The 22,506-nt window shown below is 61.3% G+C and carries 14 protein-coding genes; 4 read left to right on the forward strand and 10 right to left on the reverse strand.

Going from position 1 to position 22,506, the window contains the following annotated elements; all coding sequences use genetic code 11:
- Positions 1 to 41 precede the first annotated feature (41 nt).
- The 10 genes from B5G09_RS02065 to B5G09_RS02110 all read right to left on the reverse strand — a co-directional run bounded on the left by B5G09_RS02065 (position 42) and on the right by B5G09_RS02110 (position 17,146).
- Positions 42 to 794, reverse strand: a complete 753-nt coding sequence (locus B5G09_RS02065; RefSeq protein ID WP_087403808.1) for a glucose 1-dehydrogenase — start codon at positions 792 to 794, stop codon at positions 42 to 44.
- A 101-nt stretch (positions 795 to 895) separates the two neighbouring features.
- Complete coding sequence (locus B5G09_RS02070; RefSeq protein WP_087403809.1) at positions 896 to 2,347, reverse strand: MFS transporter; 1,452 nt, start codon at positions 2,345 to 2,347, stop codon at positions 896 to 898.
- A gap of 19 nt (positions 2,348 to 2,366) precedes the next feature.
- The gene (locus B5G09_RS02075) at positions 2,367 to 2,711 is read right to left on the reverse strand and encodes a cupin domain-containing protein (RefSeq protein ID WP_087309358.1); all 345 of its coding nucleotides are present in this window, start codon (positions 2,709 to 2,711) and stop codon (positions 2,367 to 2,369) included.
- A 36-nt stretch (positions 2,712 to 2,747) separates the two neighbouring features.
- Positions 2,748 to 4,955: an alginate lyase family protein gene (locus B5G09_RS02080; RefSeq protein WP_087403810.1), complete on the reverse strand. Its 2,208-nt coding sequence runs from the start codon at positions 4,953 to 4,955 to the stop codon at positions 2,748 to 2,750.
- 4 nt (positions 4,956 to 4,959) lie between these two features.
- On the reverse strand, positions 4,960 to 7,218 hold the full coding sequence (locus B5G09_RS02085) for a chondroitinase-B domain-containing protein (protein WP_241147530.1): 2,259 nt from the start codon (positions 7,216 to 7,218) through the stop codon (positions 4,960 to 4,962).
- 17 nt (positions 7,219 to 7,235) lie between these two features.
- Positions 7,236 to 8,627, reverse strand: a complete 1,392-nt coding sequence (locus B5G09_RS02090) for a polysaccharide lyase 6 family protein (protein ID WP_143256454.1) — start codon at positions 8,625 to 8,627, stop codon at positions 7,236 to 7,238.
- 101 nt (positions 8,628 to 8,728) lie between these two features.
- Positions 8,729 to 10,693, reverse strand: coding sequence for an IPT/TIG domain-containing protein (locus tag B5G09_RS02095; RefSeq protein WP_087403813.1), 1,965 nt, complete (start codon positions 10,691 to 10,693; stop codon positions 8,729 to 8,731).
- Positions 10,694 to 10,711: 18 nt separating this feature from the next.
- Positions 10,712 to 12,445, reverse strand: coding sequence for an IPT/TIG domain-containing protein (locus B5G09_RS02100; protein ID WP_087403814.1), 1,734 nt, complete (start codon positions 12,443 to 12,445; stop codon positions 10,712 to 10,714).
- Between the two features lie 19 nt (positions 12,446 to 12,464).
- Positions 12,465 to 13,979, reverse strand: a complete 1,515-nt coding sequence (locus B5G09_RS02105) for a RagB/SusD family nutrient uptake outer membrane protein (RefSeq protein ID WP_087403815.1) — start codon at positions 13,977 to 13,979, stop codon at positions 12,465 to 12,467.
- 14 nt (positions 13,980 to 13,993) lie between these two features.
- Complete coding sequence (locus B5G09_RS02110; protein ID WP_087403816.1) at positions 13,994 to 17,146, reverse strand: TonB-dependent receptor; 3,153 nt, start codon at positions 17,144 to 17,146, stop codon at positions 13,994 to 13,996.
- Positions 17,147 to 17,672: 526 nt separating this feature from the next.
- On the opposite strand from B5G09_RS02110, the gene B5G09_RS02115 reads away from it, so the two are divergent.
- From B5G09_RS02115 to B5G09_RS02130, 4 genes are read left to right on the forward strand one after another with little or no spacing between them, the layout of a single operon-like run.
- Positions 17,673 to 19,274, forward strand: a complete 1,602-nt coding sequence (locus tag B5G09_RS02115) for a thiamine pyrophosphate-dependent enzyme (protein ID WP_087403817.1) — start codon at positions 17,673 to 17,675, stop codon at positions 19,272 to 19,274.
- 16 nt (positions 19,275 to 19,290) lie between these two features.
- Positions 19,291 to 19,878: an indolepyruvate oxidoreductase subunit beta gene (locus tag B5G09_RS02120; protein WP_087403818.1), complete on the forward strand. Its 588-nt coding sequence runs from the start codon at positions 19,291 to 19,293 to the stop codon at positions 19,876 to 19,878.
- On the forward strand, positions 19,875 to 21,188 hold the full coding sequence (locus tag B5G09_RS02125) for a pyridoxal phosphate-dependent aminotransferase (RefSeq protein ID WP_087403819.1): 1,314 nt from the start codon (positions 19,875 to 19,877) through the stop codon (positions 21,186 to 21,188). Before B5G09_RS02120 ends, B5G09_RS02125 begins: the two co-directional genes overlap by 4 nt.
- Positions 21,189 to 21,206: 18 nt before the next feature.
- Positions 21,207 to 22,499, forward strand: coding sequence for an acetyl-CoA hydrolase/transferase C-terminal domain-containing protein (locus B5G09_RS02130; RefSeq protein ID WP_087403820.1), 1,293 nt, complete (start codon positions 21,207 to 21,209; stop codon positions 22,497 to 22,499).
- Positions 22,500 to 22,506 lie beyond the last annotated feature (7 nt).

Genomic DNA, 22,506 nt, shown 5'->3' on the forward strand with positions numbered 1-22,506 from the left:
TTCGGGAAACCGTCCGCCACTCGAAAAAACTTCAGCGTCGACTACGAGAAGAGGACACCACCGTTGATATCGATGTTCGTACCGGTGATGTAGCTCGACTCGTCGCAAGCCAGGAAGCATACCAGGTCGGCAACCTCCGAAGCATTACCCTCACGACGCAGCGGAGCGGTGTGGTGGAGGTTCTCACGAGCCTCGGGCTTCGTGAAGCGGTCGTGGAACGAGGTGTTGATCATACCCGGAGCCAGGGCGTTGACACGGATTCCCTGCGGGCCGAGCTCCTTGGCCATGGCACGCGTGTGGCACATAACGGCAGCCTTGGCCGTAGCGTAAACCGAAGCACCCGGACCGCCTCCGTCACGGGCAGCCTGCGACGAGAAGTTGACGATCGAACCGCCGGCAGGCATCATCGGAACCACCTCGCGGGTGCAGAGGAATACCGAACGCATGTTGACATCCATGATGAAATCATACCACTTCTCATCCTGCTCGGTGATGAGCTTGCGGCCCACCAGACCACCTACGACGTTGACCAGGATATCCACCTTGCCGCCGTAAGCCTCGGCAGCCTTGGCGAAGAGGTTCTTCACGTCGGCAGCCTTCGTCATGTCGCCCTGTACGGCAATGGCCTCGCCACCCTCGGCCTTGATCATCTCAAGGGTCTTCTGGGCATCGTCCGGATTGTCGAAATAGTTCAGGCAAACCTTGGCACCTTCGGCAGCCAGTTTCACAGAAATTGCACGACCCAGGTCGCGCGCACCGCCCGTTACGACGGCTACTTTTCCACTCAGTTTCATCTCTTTTTAAGTTTTAAAAAGGTTTTACTTGTTTTACGTCTTTTCTATTCGGTCAACCCGATCGGGCGTCTTTCGGCAGGACGGCCCGGCCGGGAGAGGTGTTACTTGTTCAGCTGCTCGATGCGTCCGCCGAAGAGGAAGACACACAGCAGGCAGGCCGGGACGAGAGCCGCTCCGAGGATGAAGAAGGCCGTCCAGTCGCCGCTCTGCGTCAGGTAGGGGATGCACAGGATCGAGATGATGGTTCCGAGCACGGCCGAAGCGCCGCCCAGTCCGGCCAGCGAACCGACGGCCTTGCCGGTCTGCAGGTCGCTGGCAAGGGTCTGGATGTTGGTCATCACGAACTGATAACCGCCCAGGATGAAGGCCATCATGATGACGGCCATCGTTGCCGACGAGGCGACAGCGGCCAGAATCATGCCCGGAATGATGAAGCACGATCCGACGATCATCGCGGCTTTGCGTGCAAAGTTAACGGTTTTTCCACGATTGATCAACAGCCCCGAGAACCATCCGCCGGCTACCGAGCCGATGGCGGCACCCACGTAGGGCACCCAGGCCGACATGGCGATCTGCTTGATGTCCAGTCCGAAGACCTCGATCAGGTAGATCGGCAGCCACGTGACGAACATCCACCAGATGGGATCCAGGAAGAAGCGGCCCAGAATGACGGCGTAGTTCTTGCGCTCGCTGAGCAGCCGTCCCCACGACTTGGCCGTATCGCACGAGACGCGGCACTCGGGCTGACCCGTGATGATGTATTCGCGCTCCCTGTCGGTGATCCAGGGGTGCTCCTTGGGTCCCTTCTTGTTGATGATCAGCCAGGGGATCACCCAGATGATGCCCAGCGAACCCACCACGGCGAAGGTCACCCGCCAGCCGAAGGCCAGGAACAGCATCGGGATCAACACCGGCGAGATGATCGATCCCACCGAAGCGGCCGCTCCAAAGATACCCTGAGCCAGGGCACGCTCCTTCTGCGGGAACCACTCGGCATTGGACTTGGTGGTTCCGGGCCACGGTCCGGCTTCGCCCAGTCCGAGCATCACGCGGAAGAAGGTCAGCGACTTGAGACCCGTCGAGATCGAGGCCAGCGCATCGGCACCGCCCCAGACCAGCGCCGAGAGGGTAAAGCCCCGCCGCGTACCGATCCGGTCGTAGATCTTGCCCGAGACGAGCTGGCTCACGCCGTAGGCGATCATGAAGAACATCGTGATGACGGCCAGCATGTTCTTGGCCTGCCGCTGCTGCTCTTCGGCCGAGGCGTTGACGTCGATCAGCCCCAGCTCCTTGGCAATACCGCCATGCTTGACATATTCGATGGCTCCGTCGGTGAGTTTGGTCACCTCGTCACCTGCCAGCGTCACCGACTTGCCGTCCGAAAGCACCGTATAGGTATCGGCCGCAGCGTCGTAGGTGTAGTCACCCGCGGCGCAGACCACCTTCGTATTGGCCACCCACATGTAGTTGAGCGTGCCACGGTCGAGGTAGTTGATAATCGTCACGATGGCGATCAACGCCAGGACGATCCACCGCAATCCATTGATTTTCATTCAGGCAGTCGTTAAGCGGTTACTTCTTGAGGAAATCCTCGCGGTGGGGCGAGAAGGTGTCGATCAGAATACCCGGCTCAAGGCAGACGCATCCGTGGATCTCGTCCGGAGCCACGTAATAGCCGTCGCCCGCTCCGAGCACCTTCTTTTCATCACCGATCGTCAGTTCGAACTTGCCGCTGGCCACGTAGGTAGCCTGGCTGTGGTAGTGGGCGTGCATCGTGCCCACGGCGCCCTTGTCGAAATGGACCTTCACGATCATCAACTGACCGTCATAACCCATGATCTGACGACGGATACCCGGTCCCGGGGTCTCCCACGGAAGCTCGCTCTCGAGCTGGAATGTTTCACTGCGTGTTTTCATATCCTTAATTGTTTTTTAGAGGTTTTTCAGTTTCAATCATTTCATCTTCACCTCGTAGGGACCCGTCCATTCGAAACGTCCCTCGGCGCTCTTGACCGTGTGGTGCTTCCCGGCATCAAACGAGCGGTTGGCCACGCAGAGCGTGACGCTGTGCCCGTCCTTGTACTCGGCCACGGCCACCGTGTACTCCGGCGTATCGACCACCAGCCGCACGCCGACGCACGACGAGGTCAGATTGGCCGACTGCTCGACCTGCAGATCGTACGTGCCGTGGGTCTCCAGCGACGAGAAGAAGGTATGGTTCTTCCTGCCCTTCTCGCGGATCATGTAGCCCTTCTCGGTGCGCAGGTTGAAGTCGGGATCCGAAGCTCCCGATTCGACGAAGACCATCTCGCTGGCGGGCGTCGTGGCCGTCGACAGCGAGTAGAAACGGTCGCCGGTGATCCACGTGAAGGTCGTCGTGGCCGACTTTTCGTTGCGGCCGCGGGCCTGGCACCAGAGGTGCTGGTAACCGTTTGCCTCGCCCAGGGCCGACATCGTCGTGAGGGCCTTCTCGTAGGGGAAGTTCACGCTCACCATGTGGCCGCCGTACCACATCGGGTAGTCGTAGCGGTGCTCCTTGTCGCTGCGGGCCTGCAGCAGGTCGAGAACGAGCGGATACTGCAGGAACGGCGTGGTGATGTAGGCCAGCGTGCGCTGCATGGCCACGCCCGGGCAGGCATTGGTCTCCCGAGCCGAGACGATCTGCACATCCTTGCGCGAGAAGTCCGTGAAGAGGATCTCCGAGTGGTGCTTCATCGACTCGTCGTAGTTGCCGTCGAAGTGCGAACGCTCGTCGACGACCAGCGTGTTGTGGGCCACGGTCTGCATGGCAAACGACTTGTTTTCGTGCGTGTAGTGACCCTTGTACTTGGCCTCGATGTTGAGCCAGCGGGCGGCGCCGTAGTCGCACAGCACCTCGTTGTCGTTGTCGTAGTAGGCGATCGTCAGTTTGTCGTAGTGGCCGTGGCTCAGACCGTGCGAGGTAGCCTTGAGCGTCAGGGCGCTGTTGAGCGCGGGGTCGGTCGAGCGGATCACCGCAATGCCCCCCTCGTCGCCGTTGCGTCCGTCGCGGAAGAGGGCGCTGTGGAAGGTCAGCGGCCGGGCCTCGCCCCGGGCGATGTCACGCGCTACGGCGAATCCGGCATCGGTCGGCAGCACCCAGTCCTGATAGCGCGCCGCCACGTCGAGCAGCGTCTTGTTCGAAGGGTCGGCGTTGTAGGCGATGTTGACGGCATAGACCAGCTCCTGGGCGTCGTAGCCCTTCAGCAGCGCGTCGTTGAAGCGCATGAAGCGGCCGTCGTAGGCCAGCTGCAACAGCGTCGAAACGGCCTTGAGCAGAATGCCGTCGCGATACTGGAAGATCTTCAGATCGGGGCGGTTGTGCTCGATGCACTGCGCGAAGACCATGAAGGGCCAGATGGCGTAACGCTGGTAGTAGGCGCCCTCGGTGAAGTAGCCGTCGGGCGAGAAGAGGTAGTCCAGCTGCTGGATAAAGCCGCCGTGCTTGCCTGTCTCATCCGTACCGTAGAGGGCCTTGCGCACCAGATCCTCGTCACCCATCGCCATGCCGATCATGCCGACGGCCGACGTGGCCCACGTGGCGTGGTTGTGCATCTTGTTGAATACCTTGTTGTTGGCGCGGTTGCCCTCCATGCCGTTCATCAGGAAGTCGGCCATCGGGCGGAAGAGGTTCTGCTCAACATAGGCCCGCGCGTCGGCCGACATGTAATCGTAGACACAGTCGTAGGCCATCGAGGTGTGGACCAGCCAGACGCTCTCGTTGAGCGTCTGCCAGAAGAGGCGGCCCGGCGTCTTCGAGAGCTTGACGGGGTGGAATCCGAGCGTCGGATAGAGGTCGGCGTAGGCCTTCAGCATGTCGGCCACGCGGCGGGCATACTTCTCCTCGCCGGTCACCTGCCAGGCGATGCCGCAGTCGACCATCTCGTAATAGTTCAGTTTGTGGCGTTCGTGGGTGTAGCCGCCACCGCCGTCGCGCGGTTGGGGCACCTCGATCGGCGAGGCCACGGCAGCATCCGCCCCGGCCAGCGTACGCGCCATCGAGGCGTCGAAGGCAGGCACCTTGCCGCAATCGTCGCGCATCTCGGCCACACCTTGTGCCGTCAGCATCAGCGAGGGGTGTTCTCCGGCCCATGCACCGAGCGTCAGCAGCGCTCCGAAGGTCATAAAAAGCAGTCTCTTCATTCGGTTATTCGTTTTTAACACCTATGCCCAGCCGTGCCAGCGGCGAATCCTCGCGCTGCGCAAAGTCGTAATGCGCGGCATCGACATAGACGGGTTCCAGTTCATAGAGCTCTCCCTTGACGGCCTTGCCCGTCATCGAGAGGATGGCGCCGGCATTCCAGAAATTGCACGCCGAGATGGAGACCTTCTCCCAGGTGGCCTCGTCCAGACGGATCGAACGTCCGCCCCGGCCGCTGTTCGAGAAGTTGCACCCCTCGATGTCGAGCACCTGCGGACCGACGAGCCGCATCACCGAACCGCGCTCCTTGTTGCAGCAGTCCTCGAAGTTGCAGCGGCGGATCGTCACATAGGGACCGGCCGTCGACTCGTCGCTGCCGCCGCGGTAGATGTTGATCGGCAGCCCGAGGATGCGGTAGAACGAGCAGTTCTCGATCACCATGTCGTCGGCGTTGTAGCGTCCCTTGTCGTCGCGTTCGGCGGCGTAGTTGATGGCGTCGCCCGAGAGGTCGCGGAAGATCGAGTTGCGGATCTCGACCCGTCCGGCAAAGGTGGCCTGCGTCCCCTTGACGGCAAAGAAGCCGCTCTCGCCGAAGTCGTAGAAGGCGCAGTTGTCCACCCGGAGGTTGTAGGGGCGGATCATGTCGCGGGCCGTCGAGATACCGGCCTTGGCCAGCGCCTTGCCCTCCTCGAGGCGGCCCGAGAAGGCGATCCCCTCAATATGCAGTTCACCGCCATCGGCGATGGTCACCATGTTGTCACCGCGCGTTCCGTTGAAGCGCACGACGGGACGCTCGCCTCCCTTCACGCCGCGGATCGTCAGCGGCACGCGCACCACCATGGCACGCTGGATGGCGTAGTCACCGCCGGCATCGGCCAGTTCGACCACCGACCCCGCCTCGGCCTGCTCGACCACGGCCGGAAGGTCCTCACCGGCATGCACCGTATAGACGCGCTCCGAGCGCGACTGTGCCTGCACCTCGGGACGGTACCACGAGGCCCCCTTGCCGGCACGCATCTCCGTCTCCGCAGGCAGTACGGGAAGCTGCGGCTGAACGTTCTCGAAACCCTTGATCTCGCACGGACGGGCCAGCGCGACGCGGTTGTCGCGGAAGGTGAAGCCGTCGGTGCGGTCGACGGCGATGAACGGAGCGTCGGCCTTCGGGTTGACGATCGTGTTGCGGGCGAACAACACCCGCTCGGGGGCCAGCGTCCGCTCAAGGTCCTTGCCCGTGCCGAACTCAATGTTCGAGCAGTCGATGAAGGTGTTATCCGTCAGTTCGACATCCTCGACCTGACAGTAGCGGTTGGGCAGCGAGTTGGGCACGGCGTCCATCAGGGCCAGCGCCGAGAAGAAGCGCTCGCCGGCGATGCCCACCAGCGTATTGCGGCGCACCTTGTGGCCGGCGTTGATCACGCGGATACCGCCCGTATTGCGTTTGCCGTGGCCCACGAAGAGGTTCTCCTCGACCGTATTGCGGTCGCCGTGGCGCAGGGCCAGCACCCCTTCCGACTCGAAAAAGACGTTGCGGCGGATCGTATTGTCGCTCGACTTGATCGAGACCACCTCGACCTCGCCGTTGCAGCGGTCGAAGAGGTTCTCCTCAATGAGCGTATTGGACGACGAGTAGGCTTGCTGCGAGGTGCCGACACGGATCGTCTCGGCGCCGTTCGAACCGTAGACCGGACGCGGACCGAACCAGTTGTGGTCGATGCGGTGGAAGTTCTGCTGGCTGCGCTCCTCGTTGAGCATGACGATCAGCGTGACACCCAGGTTGAGCTTGCCGGTCAACGTGCAGTGGTCGACGCGGTTGTGACGTCCGTAGAGCAGGATATAACTGTAGGCCATGTCGCGGCGCACGGGGTTGTAGCCGTCGACGACACACTCCGTCAGGCGGCAGTGGTTGGCCACCTCGCGGCCGTTGCGGAACTCGATGACCGAACCCGACGGCGCGTGTCCGTCCCGGAAGCAGAGGCCGCTCACCTCGACCCATTCTCCCGCCAGACGCAACGTCGAGGTGCCCGTGAAGACCACCCCGCCGGGCGTTGCCGCCTCGATGTGCAGGGGCTTTTTCTCGGTGCCGCGGCCGAGCCATTTCAGCGTCAGATCGTTGTATATGCCATCTTCGATCACAATGCGGTCGCCGGGCTTCGCCTCGCGCAGCGTCGCGGCCACATCGCCTGCAGCCACGCGGTATTCACGCGCCGGGAGCGTCGCGGCAGTCAGCACGGCCACCGTCAGCAACAGATATTTCAGCGATTTCATCATCTTCTTTCTTACCGTTATTCGGTTTTCCACGAGCACCCGGCCGCCTCACGGATGGCATTCATGGCGGGCTGTACGTTGGGTTTGGCCGGAGCCGAGGTCAGCGAGGGCAGCGAAACACCGCGCTGCCGACCGTAGAGTTTGTTATCGTTCCATTCGATCTCGGGGGCCGCGGGCTCCGTGGCGCAATCCACGGCGTAGCCCGACGAGGTCGCCGAAACGGTGTTGCCCTCGATCACCGTCGAGACAACGGGCACCACCTGATTGCTCGAACTGCTCGCATAGTTGACATTCAGTCCGTACTTGCAGTCGTAGACCATGTTGTAGCGCACCTTGGCATTCTTGACCTGCCAGTAGCCGCTCAAAGCCGGATTCTCCTGCCCGCGCACCAGACAGATGGCCGACCGGTAGCCCGTACCGGCCAACCCCTCGAGGTAGTTGTGCTCGACAGTGTGCCCCTCGCCGATCAGACGGATACCGCCCGTACCCGACATGCCGTTTCCGACGAAGTAGTTGCCCGTCACCGTGCAGTTGTTGCCGTGGCGCATGGTCAGCGTACCCTGACACTCGACGAAGAGGTTGCGGCGGTACACGTTGCCGCACGACTTGTTCGACACGATCTCGGCCTGTTCGCCGTGGCAATGGTAGAAGTAGTTGTCCTCGACCGTGCAGGCGGCCTCCTGCATCGAATAGTCGCTCGTGCCGATGCGGATCGTCTCCTGGCCGTTGATCGCCTTGCCGTTGTCGTCGCAGAGCGTCACGGGGCGCTCGAAACGGTTCCCGGCAATCGTATGGCGGGGCGTGACGCCCGTTTCGAGCCACACGACCAGCAGCGTCCCGATGTTGCGCTTGTCGCGGAACGTGCACCCCTCGACGCGGTGGTCCGTACCGTAGAGCGAGACCCACTTGGTATCGGTTTCGGCATCCTCCTTCGTGCTGTCGCCCGTCACGGCGCAGTCCCGCACGGTGCAGTGCGAGGAGCCCTTGGCCAGCGTGATGACGGCCTTGCCTTTCACCGGTTCGGGATTCCGCCACCAGAAACCGTTCACCTCGGCCCAGGTTCCCGACACCGAGATGCGCGAAGCCCCCGTAAAGCAGACCGCACCGGGCTTTTCGGCCCGCAGCACGACGGGGTTCTCCGTCGTTCCGGCACTTTTGAGCTCGGCAACCTGATCGCCGTAAAGGCCGTTTCTCCACACGACAACCGTCCCGGCCGCCACAGTTCCCAGCGCCTTAAGCTCCTCGGCCGAGGAGACATAGAGGATCGTTCCGGAGCCTTGCCCCCCTTCGGAGCCGGAGCCCTGTCCGGCATCTCCGGAGCCGGACGGAAGCGCTTCGGGGACCTCGCCGCCCGAACAGCCGAGCGTCTGCGCGGCCAGCAGGATCATGAAGATGAATTTGCGCATCATGGTTGTGTTTCGGAGTTTCGAACGGCCCCGGAAACCGCCCGTGTAATCGGTGGACGGTTTCCGGGTTCGTTCCCCCAATTAACCCACTAAAACCTTTTCGGTTATTCGTTCAACGTTTTCGACCAGTACATATCGAACTCGATATAACCGGCACGATCGGCATTGGCCTTGCCTGTTGCAAGATCAGCGCAAGTAACATCACGGATAATGATGTAGCCAATCTTAGCAAAGTCCGTAATAGCTTCCGGCGCAGCACCTTTGGCATACGTCACATAACTCATAACCAAAACGCTGCCCTTTACCCAGTTACTACCAGCTTCTGCCGTACTCAAGGAGGGAGCACCCGAACTGGGCATTGTACCGTCATAATCCATCGAGGTCAGCGTACCATTGAGAATCGGATCAGGATTCGAGGTAACGACACGATACATCACAATCGGAGTTCCATAGGCAGCAGGCAAGGGTGTAGCTACAACCTTTCCCTTATCTTCGTCGAAAATAAAACGGCAGTGCGTCTTAATCTGCGAGGAAGAGTTGGCACATCCCGACAGAGCCAATTTATCCGAAGAATCGCTTTTGAAGAAAATATAAGGCTTCACCGCATAATACTCATCGGCTGAGATTGCGCCTTGATCCAACTTATTAGCACCCGAGATTGCCGTATTGTTTCCGCTCTTTGCATACGGGTCGAGCGCCTCATCATACCAGTCATAGGTCGAAACTACTCGTCCCAGATCCGGATAGAAGAAGGCATTATCTGCAGCATATTCGGTATAGGTGCTTGATGAATTGGAGCCGATTCCCAACCGGATGCCTTTGTAATAGTAGAACGGGTATACCATGGCCGTGCCGAAGTCCACTTCGTTGCTGCCGTTGTAAAGCGCCTTCACGGAAACCTCCTTAGCTTCGGTGAACGTCACGCCGTCCGGAACGATGAACTGCGCCTCGACATCCGTCGGCGTGCCGACCAGTTCGGCCTTGACACCGTCAACCGTGAAGCCCTCGATCGAGGCCAGGTTCTCACCCTTGACCGTCACCGTCTTGCCCAGATAGAACTTATTCTCCTCACCACCGTCCTGGGCCGTCATCGAAATCAGTTCGGGTTTGGCCGGACCTACGGGCGTCGTATCCAGACGCCAGGCCGAAGCGACCGTGGTCGTCTGAGCCGGAGTACCCCACTGGGCCGTCAGCGTCGCCTCGGCCACAACCGGATCGGCCGCAGCGATCGACGTGGGGAATTTCACCGTGATGGTGCCGGCCTCGGCCGTCATCACGATCAGATCGTACTCGCCCCACTTCATGCTGCTCACCAGATCGAGGTTCTGACCCGTGAAGGTCACCTCGTCACCAAGGACGTTCTGCTCGCCCTCCCCCTGCGAAGCGGCATCGAACTTCGGCGTGTGCAATGTGAAGAGCGTCTCGCCCGTCACGTCGATCGTCGCCGTGCCCCACTCGGCCGTGATGGCCATCTGGCTGTCGCCGGCGGCATACTCCCCGGCCGGAACGGCCACCTTGATCTCCTCGGCCGATACCGACGCAAAGTCGGCCGCCTCGACCGTCACTTCACCGAAGTGTACGCGGGTGATCTGCTCGAGGTTGCGGCCCGTGAGGGTCACCTCCGTGCCGACCGTACCCTCGGCCGGCGCGTATGCCGTGATCAGGGCGTCGGTCACCGGTACGGTCACATAATACGGATAGTGGAAAATGACGCTCTCACCGTCGGCTCCGTAGACGTCGATCCACACCTGGTAGGGGGCGTCCTGCTGGGCAAGATCCAGCGCCGGAACCTTGAATTTCAACGTCTTGATCGTCTGCTCGGTAATCTCGGCCTCTACCCCGTCCACCGTGACGTGCGACACCAGGTCGAGGTTGAATCCCCCGGCCGAAACCTCCGTACCGATATAGGCACGGACGCTGCCGCTTTCGTCGGTCATCGGCGACAGGGTCGTCGAATTGATCGAAGGCGTATGCTGCGCATCGACCTCACTCTGCTCGGGGCCGCAGGCGGTCAGCGCCGCCAGCGATCCCGCCAGAAGAAGGGTCAGATATTTCGTGATTCGTTTCATCGTCGAATGGGTTTTAGGTTATTGTTGGTTTGCCAGTTTCGAGTAGTCGTAATCGTACTTCTGCCAGTAGCAGTCGAAGGTCACCGTACTGTTGCCGTAGTTGGGCGTCGAGGCCTGATAAATCCGGAAATTGATCGTCCGAACATGCAGCAGTCCGATTCGTTTCACGTTGGAAGCAGGCGTATCCTTCGAATAACCGCTGTTGGCGTAGTAGAAGACCAGGAAGACGGCATCGACCTTGTAGTTCTCCGTATCCTGGAGATCGGCGGTCTGGTAGTCGCACCAAGAACTCGACTTGATACCGCCCGTTACCGACGTGAGGCCAATGCCGGCACACGTATTATCCGTCGTATTAAGCGGGAAGGTCTTCTCGTCGATGTTCTCAATCTGGCCGGCAAGGACCTTGTCGATCAAGGCCTTTTCGTTGGGATCAGCGGCATTCAGGTAACGGAAGCCGATGATCGGAGTTCCGGGAATCGAGGCATTCGAGCCCGGCACACGGTTGTCGTTGCTTGAGGTCCCCTCGGGATTGGTGGCGTTGATGAAGAAATTCTTCAACTGGCTGTTCGAATTGGCCGGGGAGTTGAGCTGCAGGACATTGCCGCTGACGGCCGAGAAGAAGAAATAGGGAACCACCGAATAGTAATCCTCATCGCTCACCGAACCCGGCGTAGGCTGATTACCCGTACCGCTCCACTGACTGCCGTTATATTTCATGGCAATGGGATCCAATTCGCTCTTCCACTTTTCGTTGGCATAGATACGGCCGTTTTCGGGTGAGAAGAACGACGTAAAGGTGCTCTCTGCGCTGCGGCCCTGGCATACCGTAGTGATGTTCTCCCAGAACTTCACATAGGGAACATAAACCACGAAGGCTTCGCTGAGCGTAATCGTTTCGTTGCCGTCGAAGTATTCGGCCACAACGGTCGTCTCGGTATCGCCGTCCTGGAAATCACCGGCCGGAACCGTGAAGGTCAGCGACGTGGGCTGTTTCGATATCAAGGCCTCGAACTCGCCGACCAGAATGCGGTCGACCTTGTCGAGGTTCTCGCCCGTCAGCGTCACGGACTTGCCGACGGCCGTACGCTCGAGCGTCACCGGCTGGTCGAAGACCGGAACCACGCGCACCACCTCGATCGAGGGGGCCTCGTCGAGCGGCGTGGTCACCGACGAGGTGCCGTCGAAGTAACGCAGCGTGATGCGTACGTTGCCGTTCTCGACATAGGGAACGCGGGCCACGATCTCCGTGGTGCTCTGCTCCTGGATATCGCCCTCGTGGCCGTTCTCCTGCCCCTCGGCCGTGAAGATCACCGCCTCGACGGCCGAGAGATCCGTACCCGTCAGGAGCAGCTGCTCGCCCATGACCACCGACTTCTGCAGCAGGGCCGGCTTCAACGACGGAACGGCATACGAATAGGTGAATTCGCTCTCCGATTCACCCTTGCCCTGAGTATTCTCGAGGATGATCCGCCCGTCGCGGCCGTTGGCTCCGGCCACGATCGACAGACGCGTATCCGACACCTTCTCCTTGATGACCATCTCCTGGTCACCGATGTAGGCCTTTGTCACACCGCTCAGGTGCTGACCCGTGATGATGATCTCCGCACCCACGGGAGCCGATGCCGGCGAGAAGCTCTCGATCAGCGGCGCATAGAGCGTCACATCGTCCACGTAGGTCTTGTCGCAACCCGTCGCCAGCAGCATCCCGACGGCCGTTGCAAAAGCACATATTCGATTCAAGATTCGTTTCATAGGTTTTTGCTGTTATCGGTTAGTATCCGGGATTCTGAGCCACTTCGGGGTTGATGTTGATCACCGAGATGGGGATCGGAAGCAGCACCTGCCACTCCGAAATCGGGCTGACCGTATAGTCGTACTCCGAGTAGAAGAGCTCCGAGGCGAAAAAGTTGTTGACCGTCGTGACGGCCGTGCCCCAGCGCATCAGGTCGAACCAGCGCTGGTTCTCACAGGCCAGCTCCAGGCGGCGCTCCTTGCGCACGGCCTCACGGAAGAGGTACTTCGACGAGAGGTCTGTCGTCGTATAGGTGGCCACGCCGGCGCGCTCGCGGATCATGTTCAGATAACGCATTGCCTCGTCCGTCGGACCCGACGTCTCGTTGATCCACTCGGCCAGCAGCAGCGCCACGTCGCCCACGCGCAGAATCGGCCAGTCCTTCTCACCGTCATACTCCGTGGTGATCGGCGAGAGGAACTTGTCACACCAGCGGGCCTCGACCGTCAGACCGGTCGTGGCGTTGTAGTAGCTCTCCTTCAGAGTTACCGCCTTGCGCTTGTCGGGATTCTCGGCCGTACCGTTGTTGTTGAAGGCCGACAACAGATCGTCCGACGGATAGTTGTAGTGCTTGGGCGAACCCATGATCACGTTGTTGCCGTTGTTCATCGGGCCGAAGAGCGTGCCGAAGGGACTTCCCAGGCCGACGTTGCCCGAGAGGTAACGCACGGCGAAGATGATCTCCTTGTTCATCTCGTTGTCCGTAGCGAAGATCCGGTCGTAGGGGACCAGATCGGCGCCGCTCTGCGGATTTCCGGCCGAAGCCAGCACCGAGCGCAGCAGATCGCCCGCCTTCATGTACTGCTCCGAGCCCACCTCGTAGCGCGTCATGTAGACCTTGGCCAGCAGCCCCTTGGCGGCGGGCATCGTGGCACGACCCTCATCGCCCGAAGCCGACGTTTCGGGGAGCATGTTGCCATCGATAATGGCATTCAGGTCACCCTCGATCAGCGCGTAGATGTCCTCCACGGGCGAACGCTGCATGTAGCGGGCCTCGTCGGCACCGGTCTTCTTCGTCACGAGGAACACCGGGCCCCACAGCCGCACCAGATTGAAATAGAGGTGTGCACGCAGGAACTTGGCCTCGCCCTCGTACTGGGCGCGCTGCGTGGGATCCTCCACCACGTCGAGGTACGAAATGACCTTGTTGGCGCGGTCGATGGCCGCATAGGCGGCATTCCAGTAGTTCTCGACCCAGGTGTGGGCCGTGGTGATAGTCCCCTGGTCGAGCTGCTCGATGAGCTTGGTATCCTGCGACGAGGAGCCGCTCACACGCATACGCGTGTTGTCCGAACGCAGCTCCGTGAGCGCCCACTCGTAATACATGACGTTGTGCAGGCCGTTGTAGGTGCCGATCACCAGGTCGTTGACCGCCGAGGCATCCTTCACGTACTCGTCGGCCGCAATTTCGGAATAGGGGTACTGATCCAGGTTGCAGGCGCCCAGAGCGAGCGTCAGGATCATCGAACCGATATATTTGAGCGTAGTTTTCATCTTCGTTCCGGGTGTTAGAAGTTAAGGTCGATGCCGAACGTGAAAGTCGACGTCAGCGGGAAGCCCCCTCGCTGGTAGCCGTCGATCAGCGGGCTGGCGTAGTTGCCCGAGGTCATGCGCGACTCGGGGTTGATGCCCTTGTAGTCGTCGCTCCACAGATAGAAAAGGTTCGAACCCGTCACGTAGAAGCGCAGGCCGTTCAAACCCAGCTTGCGGGCCGACTTCTTCGGCAGCGTATAGCCGACCGTCAGGTCGCGCAGACAGAGGTACGAGGCATCCTGCAGACCGAGGTCCGTGAGCATGATGTCGTAACCGTTCTTGGCGTAGGGGGTCTTGCCGTCGCCGCGGTGCGTATCGCTCACCCAGCGGTTCTCCATGTAGGCGCGGTTGTACTTGTGCGACTCGTTGTAGAAGATGTCGCCGTTGAAGACCGTCACGCCCTGCACGCCCTGCAGCAGGAACGACACGTCGAAATTGCCGATGCGGAAGTTGTTGGTCATGCCCCACGTGAAATCGGGATAGGGATCACCCAGCACCACGCGGTCATTGTCGTTCAGTTCGCCGTTTCCGTCGGCATCCCACAGCCGCAGACCGCCCGGCACGTCACCCGCAAAGTGCGGATTGGCCTCGATCTCCTCCTGCGAGTTCCATACGCCGATGCTCTTGAAGCCGTAGTACTGGATCAGCGGGTCGCCGACACGGGCGATGTAGCTTTCGGAGCGTTCGCCCTGGGTGATGACCTGCGCCTCGCCGCCGATCTCGAGCAGCTTGTTGCGCGTGAGCGAGAAGTTGACGGTCGTCGACCACTCGAAGTTCTTGTGGTTGATCTGACGCGTGTCGAGCTGGATCTCGACGCCGGCGTTGCGCACCTTGCCGATGTTGTTCCAGTAGTATTGGAAACCGGTGAACGACTGCGTGGGCTGTTCGAAGAGCAGTGCACGGGTCACCGAATAGTAACCGTCGAAGGTCAGGGCGATCTTGTTGTCGACGAAGCCCGCATCCAGACCGAAGTTCCACTCGTCGGTCTGCTCCCACGTAATGTTCGAGTTGGCCAGCGTCTCCGAGGTGTTGGCGGCTCCGGGGGTCAGGGATCCGTTGCCCGAGCCCGTGGGATAATTGGCCGAATTGAGCACCTCGAGGGCGGCTACATAGTCGATGTTGTTGTTACCCGTCACGCCGTACGAGGCCCGGAGCTTGAGGTTCGAGAAGACGCGCTGCTCCTTCATGAACTGCTCCTCGGAGATGCGCCAGCCCACCGACACCGAGGGGAACCAGGCATTGCGGTTGCCCGACGAGAAGAGCGACGAGCGGTCGAGTCGCAGCGAGGCCGACAGCAGATAACGGCCGTCGTAGCTGTACGAAATACGTCCCAGATAGGATTCGAGCACCTCGTTCGGGTAACGGAAGGTTCCCGTACCGCTGCCATTGCCGTTGTTCTCGGAGGCCAGTTCGAAGATCGTGGCGGCGTTGAGCGTCTGGATGTTGTCCGTCGGGAAGCCCGTACCGCTCAGGGCCACGTTCTGCACGCGGGTCGACTCGGCCGTATAACCGGCCAGAATATCCAGGTCGTGACGGCCGAAGGTGCGGTTGTAATTGAGCGTGTTCTCCGTCAGCATGTCGACATAGAGCGAGCTGGTGAAGGTGGCTTCACTGGCCGTACCGTCCTTCGTGGCATTCTTGTTGGCGTAGCTGTACGAGGGGCGGTAGCGCACGTTCACGCCGTTCGAGGTCTTGAACTGAAGGCCCTTGCAGATATCCACCGTCAGATAGACGTTGGCCATGCCCTGGAAGTTCTCGTTCCAGCGCGTGGTGTTGGCCATCACGCTGCGGGGGTTGTTGTTGGCCGAGTTGAAGGGCGACACGGCCGTCGTATTGTAGGTCGGGTTGCCATACTCGTCCGGATCGCCGATCGGCGCATAGAGATTGTTGAAGTGGCTGCCGCGGGCAAATCCCGTATAACCGGTCAGGGCCGTGGTCCAGGCGTTGTGGTAGACGGGCAGGAACGACGGTGTACGGTAGAAGTCGATGAAGTTGTTGCGCGGGCGCGAGGCCTTCTGGTAGTTGGCCGAGACGTTCACGCCGAAGGTAACGGCCTTCGACAGGTTGGCATCCACCTTCGTACGGAAGGTCACCTTCTGCACCTCGTTCTGCAACATGATACCCTGATCGCGGGTCCAGGCCGCCGACGAATAGTAGCGGATGTCGCGTTTGCCGCCCTGGACGGAGAACTGGGCATTGGTAACGCTGGCCACATCGCGCAGACCCTCGCGCTGCCAGTCGGTCGAACCGATATTCTGCTCGATCCAGGCAGCCACCTTGTCCTGCGTCTTGACGGCCGGACCTCCCCACGCGGCCTCCCTCTCCTGCCACTGGAGATACTCCGTGGCGGTCAGCAGGTCGTGGAGCCGGTAGGCCCACTTGACGCCCTGATAGAGTTTGACCGAATAGCGGGGCTTCTCGGACGAGCCGCTCTTGGTGGTGATCATGATCACACCGTTGGCGGCACGCGAACCGTAGATGGCGGCCGAGGCGGCATCCTTCAATATTTCAATGGACTGGATATCCGAGGGGTTGAGCGTCTGCAGACCGTCGGGAACGGGATAGCCGTCGATGATCACCAGCGGCGAACTGTCGGCCGAGATCGAACCCGTACCGCGCACGCGGATCGAAGGCATGACACCCACCTCGGAGGTGGTATTGTTGATCGTCAGACCGGGGATCTGACCCTGAAGCGCCGTCGTAACGTCCGAAACGGGGCGGTCGGCCAGCACGCTGCCTTCGATCTTGGCGATCGAACCCGTCAGGTGGGACTTCTTCTGCACACCGTAGCCCACGACAACGATCGCATCGAGGGCCTCAGTCTCGGGCTCCATCTTCACATTGATCGTGGTCTGTTTGCCGACCTTGATCTCCACCGTCTTATAACCGACATACGAGAATTCGAGCAGCGTCTCCTCTCCGGGAACGGAGAGCGAATAGGAACCGTCAATACCGGTTGCGGTTCCGGTTGCCGGGGGGGGGTCCTTGACCACCACCGAGACACCGATCAGAGGGCCGTTCTCATCACTGACCACACCGCGGACCGTGATTTTCTGCGCATGGACAGTTGCCGAGCTGACCAGTAGAGCCAGCAGCATCAGCGACTTCAGCAAGTAATTTTTAGCCATAATGCAGTTTTAAGTATAGGTTAGTTTATTGATTATATGGCACTTACAAAGTCCCGAAATCACCCGTTTGGTTGACCAAACTGGATCACCAAACTGGTACACCAATTTCGAACCACGCACAAAGATATAGAAAAAAAGGTTAACTGACCAAGATTAAAACGAATTTTTTTGCCCTCCGGAACCATTTTTTTCTGAAGCATAAAAAAGCAGGGAATCAACACACCTGAAATCCGATTATCGGAAAGGTTGGAAGAAATCTTCCAATATTGTCCGATGAGGGAACAGGTCGCTCCATCGCCCCGTTGACGCGGGAAATTCCTGCGAAGCGCAAGCCCCTGAGACACGGACAAAAGACCGGGCTCCGGACAAATGCCGACAGCCGTTTTACACATTTAAATAAAAAAGTTGACACTTCAGGTTATTTTTCATAAAACGGCACACCTATTTAATAAATCGACGCGGAATATTGTCATTCTGCTGAAAATTTGTAACTTTGTAAAAACCGAAAACCAACCAACCGCGAACTATGCCAAAACGAGAACTCTTACTGGGAGACGAAGCCCTCGCACTGGGGGCCCTCCATGCGGGACTGTCGGGCGTCTTCGCCTATCCGGGCACGCCGTCGACCGAAATCACGGAGTATATCCAGGGCCACCCGCTGGCCGCCGAACGCAACGTCCACCGCACGTGGTCATCCAACGAAAAGACGGCCATGGAGGAGGCCCTCGGCATGTCGTTCGTCGGCAAACGGGCCATGGTCTGCATGAAACACGTCGGACTGAACGTCGCCGCCGACGCCTTCGTCAACTCGGGCATGACCGGCGCCCACGGCGGTCTGGTTGTCGTGGTGGCCGACGACCCCTCGATGCACTCCTCGCAGAACGAACAGGACTCGCGCTTCTACGGGCAGTTCGCCCTCATCCCCACGTTCGAACCCTCGACCCAGCAGGAGGCCTACGACATGATCCGCACGGCCTTCGACCTCTCGGAAAAGTACCAGATTCCGGTACTGATGCGCATGACCACCCGCATGGCCCACTCGCGGGCCGTCGTCGAGGTGGGAGAGCCGCAGCCCGAAAATGCATTGAGCTATCCCGAAAAGGCGCGCCAGTGGGTGCTCATGCCCGGCAACTCGCGCGTGCGCTGCAAGGAGCTCATCGCCGACAACGAACGTCTGGAGCAGGAGGCCGCCGCGAGCCGCTTCAACCGCTACACGGAGGGCACGGACAAGCGGATGGGCATCATCGCCAGCGGCATCGCCTACAACTACCTGATGGAGAACTACCCCGACGGATGTCCCTATCCCGTGCTGAAGATTTCGCAGTATCCGCTGCCGAAGGCGCTCGTGCGGCGGCTGGCCGAGGAGTGCGGCGAACTGCTCGTCATCGAGGAGGGACAGCCCTTCATCGAGCAGGCCGTGCGGGGCGTACTGCCCGCACCGCTGAAGATCTGCGGCCGGCTGACGGGCGAACTTCCGCGTACGGGCGAGCTGACCCCCGACAGCGTGCGGGCCGCCCTGGGGCTGGCTCCGCATCGGGCACACGCCGCCAGTGAGATCGTCGTGCCGCGTCCGCCCGCCCTGTGCCAGGGATGCGGACACCGCGACATGTACACCGCCCTGACCGAAGTGGTGCGCGAATTCCCCAACGGAAAGGTATTCAGCGATATCGGCTGCTACACGCTGGGCTGGCTTGCCCCGTTCCACGCCATCGACACGTGCGTCGACATGGGCGCCTCGATCACGATGGCCATGGGCGCCGCCTACGCAGGACAACACCCCTCGGTGGCTGTCATCGGCGACTCGACCTTCACCCACTCGGGCATGACGGGACTGCTGGACGCCGTCAACGAAGGGGCGAACATCACCGTTGTGATCTCCGACAACCTGACCACCGGCATGACCGGCGGACAGGATTCGGCCGGCACGGGACGCCTCGAACAGATCTGCGCCGGCATCGGCGTCGACCCGGCCCACATCCGCGTGGTGGTGCCCCTGCCCAAAAACCGCGAGGAGATGAAACGCGTCATCCGCGAGGAGATCGCCTACCGGGGCGTCTCGGTGATCATCCCGCGCCGCGAGTGCATCCAGACGGCCAAACGCCATGCCGCCGCCAAGTACAGGAAATAAACCAAACCGCACAGAGATGAAAAAAGATATCATACTTTCGGGCGTCGGAGGACAGGGAATCCTCTCGATCGCCACGGTGATCGGCCGGGCCGTCCTCTCCGAGGGGCTGCAGCTCAAGCAGGCCGAAGTTCACGGCATGAGCCAGCGCGGCGGCGACGTGCAGTCGCACCTGCGGATCTCCTCGTCGGAGATCCGTTCGGACCTCATCCCGCGCGGCGGGGCCGACCTGATCGTCTCGCTCGAACCGATGGAGTCGCTGCGCTACCTGGAGTGGCTCTCGGCCGACGGATGGGTGGTAACGAACACCGTTCCGGTCGTGAACATTCCGAACTACCCCGACCAGACAGCCCTCGAGGCGGAGCTTGCCTCGCTGCCGCACGTCGTACGGCTCGACGCCGACGCCCTGGCCCGCGAAGCCTCGTCGCCGCGTTCGGCCAACATGGCGCTGCTGGGCGCCGCCGCCCCGCTGCTGGACATCGAGCCCGCGAAACTCGAAGAGAGCATCCGCACCATCTTCGCCCGCAAGGGCGAGGCGGTGGTCGAGGCCAACCTCGCGGCCTTCCGTGCGGGGTACGAAACCGCCAAAAAACAGGCCGCACGATGAACGCACCCTACGACCGCTTGTATCTCGAATCGGCGCTGAAGCAGATGGACATCGCCGACATCGCCCGGGCGACGATCCGCCAGTCGGGCGACATCGCCCGCATCATGGAACGCGCGACGGGCGAGGAGTTCATCCATCTGGAGATGGGTGTTCCGGGGCTTCCGCCCGAGCAGGTGGGCATCGAGGCCGAACGCCGGGCGCTGGCCGAAGGGGTCGCCTCGCAATACCCGAACATGTACGGACTGCCGGAGCTGAAGGAGCAGGCCGCACGCTTCATCAAGGCCTACCTCGACGTGGAGATCTCGCCGCGGGGCTGCATCCCGACGGTCGGCTCGATGCAGGGGAGCTTCACCACCTTCCTGATGTGCTCGCAGCTGGACCCCGCACGGCGCAGAATCCTCTTCATCGACCCGGGCTTCCCCGTCCAGCGGAGTCAGGTGCACATCCTCGGCATCCCCAGCGAATCGTTCGACATCTACGACTACCGCGGCGAAAAGCTCGGTCCGAAACTGGAGAGCTACCTCGCGCAGGGCGACGTAGCGGCCATCGTCTACTCGAATCCGAACAACCCCTCGTGGGTCTGCCTCACGGAGGAGGAGCTGCGCACGATCGGCGAACTGGCCACACGCTACGATACGATCGTCATCGAGGACCTGGCCTACCTCTGCATGGACTTCCGCAAACCGCTCGGGCGCCCCTTCGAGGCATCCTATCAGGCGACGGTGGCCCGCTATACGAAGAACTGGATCGTCCTGATCTCCGGATCGAAGATCTTCAGCTACGCCGGACAGCGCATCGCCGTGGCGGCGATCTCCGACACGTTGTTCCAGCGCGAATACGAGGCGCTGCGCCAGCGCTACGGCATTGCCCGGCTGGGCGACGCCTACGTGCTGACGTTCCTCTACGCCGCCTCCTCGGGCACGAGCCACTCGGCGCAGTATGCCCTGGCGGCGATGTTCCGCGCGGCGGCCGACGGCCGGCTGGATTTCGTCGGCGAAACGGCCGAATATGCCCGCCGGGCCCGGCTGACCAAGGAGATCTTCCTGCGCCACGGCTTCCGCATCGTCTATGACAAGGACCGCGAGGAGCGGGTCGGCGACGGATTCTTCTACACGATCGGCTACGGCACGATGACGAGTGCCGAGCTGCTGAGCGAACTGCTGCTGTGCGGCGTCTGCGCCATCTCGCTCTCGTCGACCGGCAGCCGTCAGCACGGCATCCGCGTCTGTGTCTCGCAGATGAACCGCCCCGAACAGTTCGAACTGCTCGACAAGCGTCTCAAGGCCTTTGCCGAAAACCACCCGCTGTAAGCGAAAATTCAACCTGCCATGCAATACACGACAGCCGCGGAGGCGGTAAAACTCATCCAATCGGGCCAGAGCGTCTACATCCAGGGGAGCACGTCGATCCCCGAGGTGCTGGTGGCCGCCATGGCCGACCGCGGAGCGGAGCTGCGCGGCGTGAAACTCTACTCGGCCTTTGCCGTCGGGGCCCACGAGGCCCCCTACTGCCGTCCCGAATACCGCGAATCGTTTCTCGTAAACAGCCTCTTCGTGGCCAACAACATCCGCCGCTGGCTGGCCGACGGCTACGGGCAGTCGATCCCGGCCTTTCTGGGCGAAATCCCGGGGATGTTCCGCGACGGCACCCTGCCGCTCGACGTGGCGCTGATCAACGTCTCGCCCCCGGATGCCGAGGGTTACTGCTCGTTTGGTATCTCGGCCGACCTGGCCGTCTCGGCCGTGGAGTGCGCCCGCACGGTGATCGCCCAGGTCAACCGGGCCATGCCCTTCTCCTACGGCGACGCCGTGATCCACTCGTCGCGCTTCACCGCGGCCGTGGAGGTCGACTCCCCGCTGGTGGAGGTCCCGACGGCCGTACCGACAGAGATCGAACTGCGCATCGGACGCGCCATCGCCGAGCTGATCCCCGACGGCGCCACGCTGCAGATCGGCGTCGGCGGCATCCCGAATGCCGTGCTCGGCGCGCTGAAGGACCACAAGCACCTCGGTCTGCACACCGAGGCGATGACAGACGGCGTGCTGCCGCTGTTGGAGAGCGGCGTGATCGACAACTCGCAGAAGGTCGTCCTGCCCGGCATAACGGTGGCCTCGCTAGCCCTGGGCTCACGCCGGCTGTACGACTACATGGATTACCGCAAGGATCTGGTGATGAAGGACGTGGCGTGGACCAACGATCCGTTCCGCATCCGTCAGAACCCGAAGGTCATGGCCATCAATTCGGCCGTGGAGGTCGATCTGACGGGGCAGGTCTGCGCCGACTCGGTCGGCGAGCGCATCATCTCAGGGGTCGGCGGACAGCACGACTTCATGTACGGCGGTGCCCTCTCGGAAGGGGGCAAGACCTTTATCGCCATGCCCTCGATGACGCCCAAGGGCGAATCGAAGATCAAGGCGCTGCTGACGCCCGGCGCCGGCGTGGTCACCACGCGCCACATGATCCAGCACGTCGTCACGGAGTACGGCGTGGCCCATCTGCGTGGCAAGAACCTCGCCGAACGGGCCCGGGCACTGATCGCAATCGCCCATCCGTCGATGCGCGAGGAGCTGGAGCGTGCCGCCGTCAAGCGCTACGGATACTCGTTCCTGCGCATCCGGTAGGCACCCC

Source organism: Alistipes sp. An54 (assembly GCF_002159375.1).
Lineage (GTDB): Bacteria > Bacteroidota > Bacteroidia > Bacteroidales > Rikenellaceae > Alistipes > Alistipes megaguti.

What these genes read in the sequence shown, in the direction of transcription:
- B5G09_RS02105 (WP_087403815.1), bottom strand. Translation starts at nt 13,979, where the DNA reads ATGAAAACTACGCTCAAATATATCGGTTCGATGATCCTGACGCTCGCT.
- B5G09_RS02075 (WP_087309358.1), bottom strand. Translation starts at nt 2,711, where the DNA reads ATGAAAACACGCAGTGAAACATTCCAGCTCGAGAGCGAGCTTCCGTGG.
- B5G09_RS02125 (WP_087403819.1), top strand. Translation starts at nt 19,875, where the DNA reads ATGAACGCACCCTACGACCGCTTGTATCTCGAATCGGCGCTGAAGCAG.
- B5G09_RS02085 (WP_241147530.1), bottom strand. Translation starts at nt 7,218, where the DNA reads ATGAAATCGCTGAAATATCTGTTGCTGACGGTGGCCGTGCTGACTGCC.
- B5G09_RS02115 (WP_087403817.1), top strand. Translation starts at nt 17,673, where the DNA reads ATGCCAAAACGAGAACTCTTACTGGGAGACGAAGCCCTCGCACTGGGG.
- B5G09_RS02100 (WP_087403814.1), bottom strand. Translation starts at nt 12,445, where the DNA reads ATGAAACGAATCTTGAATCGAATATGTGCTTTTGCAACGGCCGTCGGG.
- B5G09_RS02090 (WP_143256454.1), bottom strand. Translation starts at nt 8,627, where the DNA reads ATGATGCGCAAATTCATCTTCATGATCCTGCTGGCCGCGCAGACGCTC.
- B5G09_RS02095 (WP_087403813.1), bottom strand. Translation starts at nt 10,693, where the DNA reads ATGAAACGAATCACGAAATATCTGACCCTTCTTCTGGCGGGATCGCTG.
- B5G09_RS02080 (WP_087403810.1), bottom strand. Translation starts at nt 4,955, where the DNA reads ATGAAGAGACTGCTTTTTATGACCTTCGGAGCGCTGCTGACGCTCGGT.
- B5G09_RS02070 (WP_087403809.1), bottom strand. Translation starts at nt 2,347, where the DNA reads ATGAAAATCAATGGATTGCGGTGGATCGTCCTGGCGTTGATCGCCATC.
- B5G09_RS02110 (WP_087403816.1), bottom strand. Translation starts at nt 17,146, where the DNA reads ATGGCTAAAAATTACTTGCTGAAGTCGCTGATGCTGCTGGCTCTACTG.
- B5G09_RS02120 (WP_087403818.1), top strand. Translation starts at nt 19,291, where the DNA reads ATGAAAAAAGATATCATACTTTCGGGCGTCGGAGGACAGGGAATCCTC.
- B5G09_RS02130 (WP_087403820.1), top strand. Translation starts at nt 21,207, where the DNA reads ATGCAATACACGACAGCCGCGGAGGCGGTAAAACTCATCCAATCGGGC.
- B5G09_RS02065 (WP_087403808.1), bottom strand. Translation starts at nt 794, where the DNA reads ATGAAACTGAGTGGAAAAGTAGCCGTCGTAACGGGCGGTGCGCGCGAC.